1 pseudogene is annotated in these 362 nt (G+C 73.5%); it reads left to right on the top strand.

Annotated features, from left to right (window positions below):
* Positions 1-217, top strand: a pseudogene (locus BMG07_RS41060) (hypothetical protein); the annotation flags it as partial.
* Positions 218-362 lie beyond the last annotated feature (145 nt).

The raw sequence follows: 362 nt of genomic DNA, 5'->3' as shown, positions 1-362 counted from the left end.
GCCTGCCAGGAGCGGAAGCGCCTGGACGCGGCTGCGCTCGCGCTGGCATGCGCTGTGGCCCGTGGCGGGGCTGGCCGGCGCGGGGCTCGCGGGCTCGCTGGCCGGCGCGTTCGCGGTGTCGATCGCGCTGAAGTACATCGCCCCGCCCGACACCGGCGAGTGGCCCGTGCACGGCTCGGCCTTCACCGAACTTTATTCAGACTGGAGCCAGGAATGAACGAACAAGCCAAGCCAAGGCGCTGGCTGCTGGCATCGCTGGCGCTGAACCTGTTTCTGGTCTGCGCGATCGCGGGCGGCGGCTGGCACTGGTGGTCGACCGAGCGCGCCGCGGCCGTCGCCGCCGCCGCGCACCAGCCGCGCGG

This window comes from Variovorax sp. E3, from assembly GCF_016082275.1.
Taxonomy (GTDB): domain Bacteria; phylum Pseudomonadota; class Gammaproteobacteria; order Burkholderiales; family Burkholderiaceae_C; genus Variovorax.
This window is presented reverse-complemented; position numbering and strand designations above follow the sequence as displayed.